Genomic DNA, 12170 nt, shown 5'->3' on the forward strand with positions numbered 1-12170 from the left:
CCTGCGGCTGCAACAGCAAATTTCGTGAAGGAGGGCCGTGAAGGAGGGTGGAGTGACGAACGCTTCAGTTCGCCTTTTCCGTGGACGGAAGGCCCGCGCCTTCGAGCCGGTCCCCTGGGCTGATGCCGAGCCTTTTCACGCTTCCTGCGTTGAGCTCGAGCACGTATGCCACGGGTTCCCGGGAATCGATGATCGCCTCGGAAAGCGGGACCGCATTCTCGTGGATGGTGCGGATCGTGCCATCGCTGGCTATGAAGAGCATGTCGAGCGGCAAGTAGGTGTTTCTCATCCACATCATCACCGGCCGCGTCTCGCCGAAATCGAACAGCATGCCATGATTTGGCGCCATCTGGCGGCGATACATCAACCCCTGCTCGCGCTGGCCCGGCTCTCTCGCGAGCTCCACCGTAAGATCGTGCGTTCGTCCGCTCGCCGTAATCAGCCGGATCCGCTCCTTGGCAAAGGAAACCTCGGCCATGGCCGAGGCGACGAGCAGCGACAACAAAAAAAGCGCCGTGAGGGCGCTTCTTGCGGCTATAACAGCAACCCGGGACATCAGTGCGACCGCGTCGTCGGCGTCGGTCCGTCGGGGTGGATTTCCGCCGCCATCAGGCCCTTTTCCCCGTCACCGAAACGGCAGAGCACCACCTGTCCGGGCCGCAACTCCGTCAGCCCGAAACGGCGCAGCGTTTCCATATGCACGAAAATGTCCTCAGTGCCTTCGCCGCGGGTCAGGAAGCCGAAGCCCTTGGTCCGGTTGAACCACTTCACCAGCACGCGCTCCAGCCCGCTCGTCGGCGTCACCTGGACATGGGTTCTGACCGGTGGCATCTGGGAGGGGTGAACGGCGGTTGACTGATCCATGGAGAGAATACGGAACGCCTGGTAGCCGCGATCCCGCTTCTGGATCAGGGCGACGACACGCGCACCCTCCAGAACCGTCTGGTATCCGTCGCGCCTGAGGCAGGTCACATGCAGCAAAACGTCTTGCATGCCGTTGTCCGGAACGATGAAGCCGAAGCCCTTGGCAACGTCGAACCACTTGATAACGCCGGTGATTTCGGTGAGGTCAAGGGCGTCGTTGCCGAATTCGCCATTATGGATGACGTCTTTAGAAGATGTCCTGTCAGCCATTCTCGCAGCCCCTCGTTACGCGCAACACTTCGATACGGTTAACTGATTCTTATGGGCCAGAATAACATCGTCCCGCAGCGCGTGTGCAAGTCCCCCGACGTATTTTGGTCTGAGACGTTTATAGGGACGCAGCCTTGCGTCTGGCTTGCCGCCGTTTCACTATACGCCATCTTTCACCAAACAGGGACATTCTCCAATGCGGTATCTGCATACGATGGTTCGCGTCAACGACCTCGACAAGGCCCTTCATTTCTATTGCAAGCTTTTCGGGCTCCAGGAGATTCGCCGATACGAGAACGAGAAAGGCCGCTTCACGCTCGTTTTCCTCGCCGCTCCCGGCGATATCGATCGCGCCAAAAGCGAAGCCGCGCCATGCCTGGAACTCACCTATAACTGGGACCCGGAGGAGTATACCGGCGGGCGGAATTTCGGCCACCTCGCCTATGAGGTCGACGATATCTATGCGTTCTGCAAGCACCTGATGGATGGTGGCGTTACGATCAACCGTCCGCCTCGCGACGGCCACATGGCTTTCGTGCGGTCGCCCGACGGCATCTCCATCGAGATCCTGCAGAAAGGCGAGCGCCTTCCCGCCCAGGAACCCTGGGCCTCCATGGCCAACACAGGCGAATGGTAAGTACGGGCGCGTGGTAAGCCTCGCGCAATTGCCCCCGGTTACACCTTAGACGCCGCCGGTCATGCTGAGCGGCGCGGGCGGCGCCGGTGCAAAAGGATCGAAAGAACAGCTGACGATCTTCAGGCCCGGTTATTACCGGGCCTTCGCGTATGTTTCGCGAAGCTGAAATAGGTTGTGCAGGTTTACAAATCATGCGGCTTTCATTACCTTGCCGCAGCAGACGTTGAAACGGGGCTCTGCTTCGTCGTCACTTGCGGGGATAGCCCTATACTTGCCTGACCTTTCCCGTGGGGAGCCGAGCGCTCTCCGCGTGAAAATGTTATTGCCGGGTCGGACGGTGTTCCTGAGTCGGATCGTGCGGCGTGCGCGGTGCAGAGCCACCCGCATGCACGAAGAGCGGGGAAAAGGCGTTGCAACATCTGGAAACAGGACGCGGTCTCCTGACAATCGGACGCGCCGCGGCATTATCCGTATCGCTGCTGGCACTCGCCGGATGCGTTTCCGCCGTTGCGGATGGCGAGACGATCGACCCCCTCAAATCGCAGCAGACGGCGGAAGCATCATTGGCAGGCTCCCAGGAAATATCGCCGGGTAAGCAAGAGGCGGTGCCTGACGACAGGACCGCGCAGGCGCCCGACGGCGCGACGGCGGATGCCGGACAGAGCGCAGCCGTGCAGCCCGGCCTTACCATGCAGGGAACTGCGCTACGCGCCACATCATCGAGTATTTATGGAGAATCGCCGGCGGCGACATCCGCAGCCGTGCAGCCGGACCCAAGCAACCAGCCGACGCCAGCCGCCGCAGCACCGAGAATGAATGCCAGGACCAACAGCCTGTTCAGCAACGGGCAATCCGAGGCCCAAACGGCGAATCAGCCGCCGCAGGGGGCCTCGGCAGGGCAAACTCCTGCGGCAAACGAAACGATTGCGGCTACAGGTCCGACTGCCGCAGTCGATATGCCCGTGTCGGTACCGTTGCCTTTGAGCGCGCAGGCAGCACTGTCAGGAGCGACCGCGTCGGCCCTGCAACCGGTCGAAGTCGCTTCCGCAGCGGCGGTGAGCACGCCTTCCGCGGGCCCCGGCGAAGGCGAGAAGGAGACAAAAGGGGCGAAGAAGACCTGGACCCTGGCGAGCCTGTTCGCGCCCAAACGCAAGGAAATGCCGCGCGAAACACACGCTGCGCAAGCAAGCCGGAAGAAGACGATAACCGTGAGTAATGCGGGTCAGCCTCAGATCGCATCTCTCGCCTATGCTTCCCTGCCGGGCGTCAATATGAATCCGCTCTTCAGCGTGGAGCACGATGCGCATGCTGCCGACGAGGACGACGCGCCCTTGGAAGTGGCCAACCTCTCCGGCCTCGCCCGACTCACACCGAACGGCCTCATACTGCAAACCGAGAAGGTGGAAACAGGCTGCTTCAAACCGGAGCTTCTCAACATTTTGAGAACGGTGGAAGCGCATTACGGCCGCAAGGTCATGGTCACCTCGGGCCTGCGCGCCATCAAGGTCAACCGCAAGCGCCAGTCCCGACACACACGATGCGAGGCGGCCGACATTCAGGTGGCGGGCGTCAGCAAATGGGAGCTTGCAGATTTCCTGCGCAAAGTTCCGGGCCGCGGCGGCGTCGGCACCTATTGTCACACCGAATCCGTACACATCGACATCGGCCCGCAACGGGACTGGAACTGGCGGTGCCGCCGCCGCAAGGGTTGACCACCGAGAGCCACGTCAAGCTAACCGTGGAGGCGAATGAGATGTCGCGACCGGCCGGTCATTTTTCTGGGAAAAAATGAAACCTGCCACTTGCGGGAATCCGAAGCCCTCTCTATAAGCCGCCTCGTCTTACAGCGACTGTCGTCTTTTCAGACGCACAAACGTCGTTGCAGCAGGCGCCCATCGTCTAGCGGTCTAGGACGCCGCCCTTTCACGGCGGAAACACGGGTTCGATTCCCGTTGGGCGTGCCATTCTTTCCAGAGTTTTACTTGTCGATACTTGTCCTGGCTCGGGGCCTGCAGGTCCTATGCTGGATCATCGCCATAGGTCGAAACGATCTTCATGGGCTTTCGCAGAAAAATCAAAATTATCGCTTTTCGTCGCTTGCATGAATACGATGTGCTCTCTATAAGCCGCCTTGTCTTACAGCGACCTGCGCCTTTAACCGCAGAAAGTCGCTGCAGCAGGCGCCCATCGTCTAGCGGTCTAGGACGCCGCCCTTTCACGGCGGAAACACGGGTTCGATTCCCGTTGGGCGTGCCATCCACCTCTTTTCTATTCCGTGTTTTTCATAGTATGGTGCTTACAGTCACCACCAGGCGCCCATCGTCTAGCGGTTAGGACGCCGCCCTCTCACGGCGGTAACACGGGTTCGAGTCCCGTTGGGCGTACCATTCCCTTGTGTCGAATTCGCGCGATTCGATGTCGAGGTGAGCGTGAGACATCTCCGAATATTATCTCGGAAAAATCGAATTTTACGGCATGCGGTCTCTTGCGAGAATCCAAAGCGATCTCTATAAGCCGCCTTGTCTTACAGCGACTTGTGGTCTTTCCAGACGTACAAACGTCGTTGCAGCAGGCGCCCATCGTCTAGCGGTCTAGGACGCCGCCCTTTCACGGCGGAAACACGGGTTCGATTCCCGTTGGGCGTGCCACTTGTCTTCAGGAAAATGCCGTAAGCCATTGATGCGCTGCGCGTAGTCGCATCACGTTGAACCTCAATGGGCTTTCGCAGCATCCGTCAGGCGCAGCTGCACCTTGCGTGTTCCCTGCCAGAGATCCGCCGACACGGATCCCGCGGCATGGACCGTAGCGCCGCGATTGCCAAGCAGGAACGCGCCCAGCGGCGTCTCGGTGGCACGGAAGGCGATTCCTTCGATTCGACGGCCGTCCTGTCCTTCGAGAGTCACCTTAACGTGATTGGCGCCGACCTGCCTGCTGTCCCGCAGCCGATGTTGCGGGAAGGCGAAGAGCGGCTGCGGATGCCCTGAGCCGTAAGGCCCTGCCTGATCGAGAAGGTCGACGAGGTCCAGCGTCGCCCCGGCAGCTGCCATTGCACCATCGACCTTGAGTGTTTGGACGGCCACGAGATCGCGAACTGCAGTTTCGGCGCGTTCTTCGAAGAATTGCCGAAGTTGTCCGAGCTTACCTCTCTCGACCGTCAGCCCGGCAGCCATTGCATGCCCGCCACCCTTGATCAGAAGGCCGCTGTCGACGGCCGCGCGCACGAGCCGCCCCATGTCAAAGCCGTTGATCGAACGGCCGGATCCGGTGCCTCGACCGTTCGGGTCGAAGGCGATAGCGAAGGCCGGCCGACGGAATTTCTCTTTAATACGTGCGGCAATCAGTCCGACGATCCCGGGATGCCAATTCTCCCGGGCAGTGATAATTACGGACGCGCCCTCGCCTGTCCCGTATTCAGCCAGCACCTCGGCTTCAGCCTCCGCCAGCATGGCCGCTTCCATCGCCTGGCGATCGCGATTGAGTTCATCAAGCTGGCCGGCGATGATTTCAGCCTCCGCGGCGTCATCGAGGGTCAGCAGCCGGCTCCCGAGCGCAGCGTCACCGATACGCCCGCCGGCATTTATCCGTGGTCCCAGCAGGAAGCCGAGATGATAGGGCGTCACGGGTCCGCCGATCGCCGCCTTGCGCAGGAGCGCCGCGAGACCCGCATTGCCCATGTGCCGTGCAGCAATCAATCCTTTCACGACATAAGCCCGGTTGAGCCCCTTGAGCGGCACGACATCGCAGACGGTCGCGAGCGACACAAGGTCGAGCAGCGAAAGGAGGTCGAAGGACGCGACGCGCGAATCGCCCTTCAGGCGCAGCACGCGCAATGTGTTGACGAGCACCAGGTAAACGACGCCAGCAGCACAAAGGTGCCCCTGGCCCGACAAATCGTCCTCGCGATTGGGATTGACCAGTGCATGGCAAGGGGGCAGCGTCGAGCCGACCTGGTGGTGGTCGACGACCACAACGTCGGTCCCGCGCTCTGCCGCCACTGCAAACGATTCGTGACTGGTGGAACCGCAGTCGACGGTGACGATCAGTTCCGCGCCCCGATCGATCAACTGTTCGATCGCCTGCGGGTTGGGGCCGTAGCCTTCGAATATACGGTCGGGGATGTATATCTCGGTCGTTAGATCGAAATGGCGCAGGAAACGCACCATCAGCGCTGCTGAAGCCGCACCATCCACGTCGTAATCGCCAAAAACCACGATCTTCTCGCGGCGGCGTATCGCATCTGCAAGCCGCTCGGCAGCCTTGCGGCAATCGGTCAATATATCGGGGTCCGGCATCAGTGCGCGCAGCGTCGGATCAAGGAAGGCGCCGGCGTCGTCAAGTCCGACCCCACGCCCGGCAAGCACGCGCGCGATGAGCTCGGAATAGCCGTGAACCTGACTTATGGCCAGTGCACGGTTCTGGCCCGCCTGATCGAGGCGCGACACCCACCGTTGTCCGCTTACAGAGCGTTCAACGCCGAGAAAAGCCCGCTGGATCGGATCCGCCAAAACGTCCATTGTCTACCCGCCCGAAGTCCTACCGTTCTTAACGAAGATTTCGGCCCGGAAAAACCGAGGAGCGCGAACTTCGGCCCGCAAGGCACGAGTCGGAGCCGCTTCTCAACAGTTTTAATCAGGAAGTGCGCTACCAAGCCTTCGGACGCTCGATCCGAATCACCTGCGGTTCCCCGACAAGGTATCCCTCGGCCTTGATCGAGACGATCGCTTTGCGCACGGAAGCCTCAAAGGTCGCATGCGTAACGAGGATGATCGTCTTCGGCTCGGCAGGATCGGCATAGTGCTTGGAATGCTGCATGATAGATTCGAGCGAAATGTCGTTGTCCGCCATCTGCTTCGCGACATTGGCGAAGACTCCGGTGCGGTCGACCACTTTGAGCCGGATGAAGTATCCGCCCTCGTGGCTCTGCATTCGGGCGCGCTTATAGGGAAGAAGCGCGTTCGCAGGGCGGCCGAATGCCGGAACGTGCTGCGCGCCGGGGCGGCTTTTCGCGATATCCGCGATATCGCCAAGCACTGCCGATGCGGTGGCATCCCCTCCGGCGCCGGGGCCGACCATCAGGAGTTCGCCGAGAATATCGGATTCGATCGCCACGGCATTTGTCACCCCATCGACCTGCGCGATGACGGTGTCATGTGGGACCATGGTCGGGTGTACGCGCTGCTCGATACCGCTTTCGGTACGCTGGGCGACCCCGAGAAGCTTGATGCGGTAACCGAGATCGGCGGCCGCCTGGATGTCCTCGATCGAGATGTTGGTAATGCCCTCAAGGTAGATATCGTCGGCAGCGATTGCGGTACCGAAGGCAAGGCTCGTCAGGATAGAGAGTTTATGCGCGGTGTCGTTGCCTTCGATGTCGAAGGCCGGATCGGCTTCGGCATAGCCCAGACGCTGAGCTTCCTTGAGGCAGGCCTCGAAGGAGAGACCCTCTTTCTCCATCTTCGTCAGGATGTAATTGCATGTGCCGTTCATGATCCCGTAGACGCGCGAAATCGTGTTCCCGGTCATCGATTCGCGAAGCGCCTTGATGACGGGAATGCCACCGGCGACAGCCGCTTCATAGTTCAGAAGCGCACCATGCTTCTCGGCGATTTCCGCCAGCTCGATTCCGTGTGCTGCCAGAAGTGCCTTGTTGGCGGTCACCACATGGACGCCGTGCGTGAGCGCCGCCTTGACCGAGGCATAGGCCGGATCTCCGGTGCCGCCCATCAGTTCGACAAAGACGTCTATGCCTCCTTGCGACGCCAGAGAAACCGCGTCGTCGAACCAGGTGATGCCGGCAAGATCCACGCCCCGATCCTTTGATCTGTCCCTTGCCGTTACGGCCGTAATCTCGATCGCCCTTCCACATGTAGTCGCCAGTGTCTCATGACGATCCTGGAGGATCCGCACGAGCGAGGCACCGACTGTCCCCAAGCCCGCAATGCCGATTTTGAGGGCATCTGCCATAGCAAGTTCCTAACATGTAGAGGCGCCCCGCCAGACCGGGCGGGGCAATTTGGGTACGGAAACGGGCAATCCCGCTCCCTACCGATGTGCGTTGAGCGAGATGACGTTGTGCATCGTCTCGTCGGCCGAGGACAGGAAGCGCTTTATGTTACGCGCGGCCTGGCGGATCCGGTGCTCGTTTTCCACGAGTGCGAGACGGACATAGTCGTCGCCCTGCTCGCCGAAGCCGATGCCGGGCGCGACCGCGACATCCGCCTTCTCGACGAGAAGCTTGGAAAACTCGAGCGAGCCGAGATGACGGAACTTCTCGGGGATCTTTGCCCAGGCGAACATCGTCGCCGGCGGCGGCGGCACTTCGAAACCTGCTTTGCCGAAGCTCTCCACCATGACGTCACGGCGCCGTTTGTAGATGGAGCGCACCTCGGCTATATCGCTGCCGTCACCGTTCAGCGCCTGCGTCGCCGCCACCTGAATCGGCGTGAAAGCGCCGTAGTCCAGATAGGACTTGACCCGCGTCAGCGCCGCGATCAGTCGCTCATTGCCGACAGCGAAGCCCATGCGCCAGCCCGGCATGGAAAAGGTCTTCGACATCGACGTGAATTCGACAGTCACATCGGTCGCACCGGGAACTTCCAGAACCGAGGGCGGCGGCGCGTCATTGAAGTAGATTTCCGAGTAGGCGAGGTCCGAGAGCACGATGATATCGTGTTTCTTCGCAAAGGCGACGACGTCCTTGTAGAAGTCGAGCGTGGCGACCTGCGCCGTGGGATTGGAGGGATAGTTGAGAACCAGAGCCAGAGGCTTCGGAATAGAATGCCGTACGGCGCGCTCCAGCGGAGGAAAAAAGGACTCGTCCGGCTCGACTGAAATCGAACGGATGACGCCTCCCGCCATCAGGAACCCGAATGCGTGGATGGGATAGGTCGGATTTGGGCAGAGGATGACGTCGCCGGGTGCGGTTATGGCCTGCGCCATGTTGGCGAAGCCTTCCTTGGAGCCGAGGGTCGCGACGACCTGCGTCTCCGGATTGAGCTTGACACCGAACCGACGTGCATAATAGGCGGCCTGGGCCCGTCGCAGACCCGGAATGCCCTTCGATGACGAATAACGATGCGTCCGCGGGTCCTGTACGACCTCGCAGAGCTTGTCGACAATGGATTGCGGGGTGGGAAGATCCGGATTGCCCATACCGAGGTCGATGATGTCAGCACCGGCCGCTCGCGCGCTAGCTTTCAAACGGTTGACCTGTTCGAAAACATAAGGCGGCAAACGCCGGACTTTATGAAACTCTTCCATCTCCAGACCTCATTTGGCGCGCGGCTTTGCGAGCCCCTTGGGCTTTTGCTCGACATGCGCGGGGTGAACGGCCGTCACTGCGGCCATTCAACGCTTTGCGGCCAAATCACGAGAAAGGCAAGCTCTAATTCTCGATCTCTTTCAGGGTATCGGCGCCGTGCTGCTCGGCCAGAAGCTGCAATTCCTTCAGGCGGCGCTGATACTCCGCCTCGGAGATCGCGCCGGACCGGCGTTGCCCGGCAAGTGCGGTCAGCCGCCCCTGCATGTTCAAGGCTTCCTCATTGGTCATCTGCGGCATGGCGGCGGGCTTCTGGCCGTAAACCGAGGGATAGGTGGCAAGGTCTGCTGTCGAATTGCAGCCCGCGAGGACGCTAGCGAAAATCAGTGCGGAAATCCGAGAAAGAGAACGCTGTTTTCCGACGACTAGCATGCTGACGATCACCTCTGTTTCCACGGCGCGACGATGCGCTAGCCCTTGTAATCATTTTCGGGCAGAATGTAAAAATACAAAACAAACAAGATGCTGTGGAGGAAACCGGGTGACAGCAGAGAAGGCCGAGGGCGCTAAGGGCTTTGCCGGCTTCGACCCGAAATCGGTCGAGCCCTACATCGTCAAGGACCCCGAAAACCTGGCCATCAACATGGCTCGCGCGGCCGAGCAGCTAGGAAAAGCTGCTTCCGCCTGGCTTGCGCCCCGCGAATCCGGAGAAAAGACGGATAGCTTCGCCGAGCCGGTCTCCGATATGGTCAAAACGCTTTCCAAAGTCTCGGAATACTGGCTCACAGACCCACGGCGGACACTCGAAGCCCAGACTCATCTTCTCGGCAGTTTCTTCGATATGTGGTCCCGGACGGTCCACCGGATGGCGGGCGACGCAGTCGACGAGCCGGCCAGCCTTCAGCGCAACGACAAGCGCTTCTCCGACGAAGACTGGGTGAGGAATCCCTTTTTCGATTTCATACGTCAGGCCTATTTCGTTACGTCGGACTGGGCGGAGCGCATGGTGAACGACGCCGAGGGCCTCGACGACCATACCCGGCACAAGGCCGCCTTCTATGTTCGCCAGATTGCCAGCGCCCTTTCCCCGACCAACTTCATCACCACCAACCCGCAGCTATATCGCGAAACAGTGGCGACCAGCGGCGCCAATCTCGTGAAGGGCATGCAGATGCTGGCGGAGGACATCGCCGCCGGCCGCGGCGAGCTTCGCCTGCGGCAGACTGACACAAGCAAGTTCGCCATCGGCGAAAACATCGCGGTTACGCCGGGAAAAGTCATCGCGCAGAACGATATTTGCCAGGTGCTGCAATACGAGGCCAGCACCGAAACCGTACTCAAGCGGCCGTTGCTCATTTGCCCGCCCTGGATCAACAAATTCTACGTGTTGGATCTCAACCCCGAGAAATCCTTCATCAAATGGGCGGTCGACCAGGGCCACACGGTCTTCGTCATTTCCTGGGTGAACCCTGACGAGCGCCATGCAACGAAGGACTGGGAAGCCTATGCGCGCGATGGCATCGGCTTCGCGCTGGACATCATCGAACAGGCAACCGAAGAGCGCGAAGTCAATTCCATCGGCTATTGCGTCGGCGGCACGCTGCTCGCCGCCACCCTGGCGCTGCATGCCGCGGAAAGGGATGACCGCATTCGCTCCGCGACGCTCTTCACCACCCAGGTGGATTTCACCCATGCGGGCGATCTGAAGGTCTTCGTGGACGACGACCAGATCCGCCACCTCGAGGCCAATATGAGCGCCACCGGATATCTGGAAGGCTCGAAGATGGCGTCCGCCTTCAACATGCTGAGGGCCTCGGAGCTGATCTGGCCTTATTTCGTCAATAATTATCTCAAGGGTCAGGATCCCCTGCCCTTCGACCTGCTCTACTGGAATTCCGACTCGACACGGATGCCCGCGGCCAACCACTCCTTCTATCTCCGCAATTGCTATCTGGAGAACAGGCTTGCCAAAGGCGAGATGGTGCTTGCCGGTCGTCGGATATCCCTCGGCGACGTCAAGATCCCCGTCTACAATCTCGCGACGAAGGAGGATCACATCGCGCCGGCAAAATCGGTGTTTCTCGGAAGCAGCAGCTTCGGCGGCAAGGTGACGTTCGTGCTCTCCGGCTCGGGGCACATCGCGGGTGTGGTCAACCCCCCGGCTCGCGGCAAGTATCAATACTGGACGGGAGGGCCGCCCAAGGGCGACGTCGAAACCTGGATGAGCAAGGCAAAGGAAACGGCCGGCTCCTGGTGGCCGCATTGGCAAAGCTGGGTCGAACGGCTCGACAAACGCCGTGTTCCGGCCCGCAAGGCCGGGGGTCCGCTCAATTCGATCGAGGAAGCTCCGGGCTCCTACGTGCGTATGCGCGCCTGACCCGCACTTCTCCTGTAAGTGCTCTACTAGAAAGTCCCGTTCCTTGAAGTTCACCGGCCCGCTCGTCCCTGCGACGCTCGTGCAGCGTTATAAGCGCTTCCTGTTCGACGCCATTCTCACCGACGGGATGGCAATTACCGGTTCATGCCCGAACACCGGCTCGATGCGTGGACTGACGACGCCCGGTTCACGGATATGGCTGTCGGAGCACGACAGCACGACGCGCAAATATCGCCACATGTTGGAGATCGTCGAGGCGGACGGTACGCTCGTCGGCATCAACACGGGTTTGCCGAACCGGATTGCAGAAGAAGCGATCAGTGCAGGACAGGTCAGCAATCTCGACAGCTACGATACGCTTCGGCGCGAGCAGAGATACGGCCGCAATTCGAGGATCGACATTCTGCTCAGCGATGCGGAAAAGGGCCTTGCCTATGTCGAGGTGAAGAACGTTCATTTCAGCCGCCTCAGCGGTCTCGCCGAATTCCCCGACAGCCCTACCGAGCGCGGCGCCAAACATCTCGAGGAACTGGGGGATATGGTCGCGGCGGGACACCGCGCGATCATGCTCTATCTTGTTCAGAGAGATGATTGCAGCCGCTTTCGAATATGCCGTGAACTCGATCCGGTTTATGCGCGTGCGTTCGAACGGGCGAGCACACGCGGAGTCGAGGCCTATGCCGTGAAATGCCAGGTGTCGCCCCTGCAAATCGTGGCGACGGGACCGATGATGGTGGACGAAGCGGTCCCTGCTGTTTTATGAA

Annotated in this window: 10 protein-coding genes and 4 tRNA genes; 8 read left to right on the forward strand and 6 right to left on the reverse strand. The window is 60.5% G+C overall.

The genetic code is table 11. The features are described 5' to 3' along the window. Window positions 1-64: 64 nt before the first annotated feature. Both FB009_RS19035 and FB009_RS19040 read right to left on the reverse strand, forming a co-directional pair. Window positions 65-556 (reverse strand): DUF192 domain-containing protein, encoded by a 492-nt coding sequence (locus FB009_RS19035; protein WP_011975603.1) that lies wholly within the window; start codon window positions 554-556, stop codon window positions 65-67. Beyond that, a complete protein-coding gene (locus FB009_RS19040; protein WP_011975604.1) occupies window positions 556-1134 on the reverse strand; it encodes a cold-shock protein in 579 nt (192 codons plus the stop codon). Before FB009_RS19040 ends, FB009_RS19035 begins: the two co-directional genes overlap by 1 nt. A gap of 196 nt (window positions 1135-1330) precedes the next feature. On the opposite strand from FB009_RS19040, the gene FB009_RS19045 reads away from it, so the two are divergent. The 6 genes from FB009_RS19045 to FB009_RS19070 all read left to right on the forward strand — a co-directional run bounded on the left by FB009_RS19045 (window position 1331) and on the right by FB009_RS19070 (window position 4419). After that, complete coding sequence (locus tag FB009_RS19045; RefSeq protein ID WP_011975605.1) at window positions 1331-1771, forward strand: VOC family protein; 441 nt, start codon at window positions 1331-1333, stop codon at window positions 1769-1771. A gap of 410 nt (window positions 1772-2181) precedes the next feature. Then, window positions 2182-3483, forward strand: a complete 1302-nt coding sequence (locus tag FB009_RS19050) for a YcbK family protein (RefSeq protein ID WP_011975606.1) — start codon at window positions 2182-2184, stop codon at window positions 3481-3483. Window positions 3484-3659: 176 nt separating this feature from the next. Further along, window positions 3660-3735, forward strand: a tRNA-Glu gene (locus FB009_RS19055). Between the two features lie 216 nt (window positions 3736-3951). Next, window positions 3952-4027 (forward strand) — tRNA-Glu (locus tag FB009_RS19060). Between the two features lie 56 nt (window positions 4028-4083). Further along, window positions 4084-4158: transfer RNA gene (locus tag FB009_RS19065), tRNA-Glu, on the forward strand. A gap of 185 nt (window positions 4159-4343) precedes the next feature. Beyond that, window positions 4344-4419 (forward strand) — tRNA-Glu (locus tag FB009_RS19070). Between the two features lie 63 nt (window positions 4420-4482). Here the strand turns inward: FB009_RS19070 and recJ are convergent. The 4 genes from recJ to FB009_RS19090 form a co-directional block, all read right to left on the reverse strand. After that, window positions 4483-6285: a single-stranded-DNA-specific exonuclease RecJ gene (gene recJ, locus FB009_RS19075; protein ID WP_011975607.1), complete on the reverse strand. Its 1803-nt coding sequence runs from the start codon at window positions 6283-6285 to the stop codon at window positions 4483-4485. Window positions 6286-6412: 127 nt separating this feature from the next. Continuing rightward, the gene (locus FB009_RS19080; RefSeq protein ID WP_011975608.1) at window positions 6413-7735 is read right to left on the reverse strand and encodes a homoserine dehydrogenase; all 1323 of its coding nucleotides are present in this window, start codon (window positions 7733-7735) and stop codon (window positions 6413-6415) included. A gap of 78 nt (window positions 7736-7813) precedes the next feature. Further along, window positions 7814-9031 carry an LL-diaminopimelate aminotransferase gene (locus FB009_RS19085; RefSeq protein WP_011975609.1) on the reverse strand — a complete coding sequence of 406 codons (1218 nt, stop codon included), beginning with the start codon at window positions 9029-9031 and terminating at the stop codon, window positions 7814-7816. 124 nt (window positions 9032-9155) lie between these two features. Next, a complete protein-coding gene (locus tag FB009_RS19090; protein ID WP_011975610.1) occupies window positions 9156-9461 on the reverse strand; it encodes a hypothetical protein in 306 nt (101 codons plus the stop codon). Between the two features lie 109 nt (window positions 9462-9570). Here FB009_RS19090 and phaC point away from each other — a divergent pair, with 109 nt between their 5' ends. Continuing rightward, a complete protein-coding gene (gene phaC / locus FB009_RS19095) occupies window positions 9571-11406 on the forward strand; it encodes a poly(3-hydroxyalkanoate) polymerase subunit PhaC (RefSeq protein WP_011975611.1) in 1836 nt (611 codons plus the stop codon). Window positions 11407-11449: 43 nt separating this feature from the next. Then, on the forward strand, window positions 11450-12169 hold the full coding sequence (gene sfsA, locus FB009_RS19100) for a DNA/RNA nuclease SfsA (RefSeq protein ID WP_102045590.1): 720 nt from the start codon (window positions 11450-11452) through the stop codon (window positions 12167-12169). Window position 12170: the final 1 nt, after the last annotated feature.

It is taken from the genome of Sinorhizobium medicae, from assembly GCF_007827695.1.
In the GTDB taxonomy this organism is placed as follows: domain Bacteria; phylum Pseudomonadota; class Alphaproteobacteria; order Rhizobiales; family Rhizobiaceae; genus Sinorhizobium; species Sinorhizobium medicae.